Raw genomic sequence first — 593 nt, forward strand, 5'->3', positions numbered from 1 at the left:
TCTTTCGCAGCGTCGCAAGCTCGACGCCAGTGACTTTCGCCAGATTGCCAGCTTTATCGGCTTCTGATTTTGCTGCAGCGACACTGTCATTCGCAGCCGTGAGGCGTTTTCGCGCATCGGCAAGTTCACCTTCCAGAGAGGCGACTTTTGTCGCAATCCGACTTGCTCCTGACTGCTGGTCGACAACGTCCTTTCCCAATTGTGAGACTTCTTCGCCAGCCTGTGCAAGACGTTTTTTGTAATCATCTTCCATTGTTTTTCGGCTGGCGTCGGCAGCAGTCAACGTCTGTTCAAGCTCTCGAACCTTTGCCTCGAGAAACTCTTTTGAGCGCCTGTCACTAATGATTTCTCCGGCCAAGAAACCTCCCTCCTGTAACGTCCTGCAAATCCAAGCCACATGCTCCTCTTCGAGTTCCGGCGTGCTGTCATGTTCGCGACGATAGTTGAAGAATTCTGGCAGCTTGATCTCTACAACCGGTATTCCCAGCTCTTGCAACTGTTGTTGCTTTTCGACGGGTACTGCATGTTTGTGGTGCACCTCGACGTAAACTTCACCATCCCATCGCGTTGCGAGGTCCGTCGTTGAGGTGAAG

1 protein-coding gene is annotated in these 593 nt (G+C 52.3%); it reads right to left on the reverse strand.

From position 1 onward, the window contains the following. Positions 1–593 (reverse strand): hypothetical protein (locus BN2475_RS34500; protein ID WP_218023770.1); only part of this gene is annotated, 593 nt, incomplete at both ends.

Origin of the sequence: Paraburkholderia ribeironis (genome assembly GCF_900019265.1) — a bacterium.
Lineage (GTDB): Bacteria > Pseudomonadota > Gammaproteobacteria > Burkholderiales > Burkholderiaceae > Paraburkholderia > Paraburkholderia ribeironis.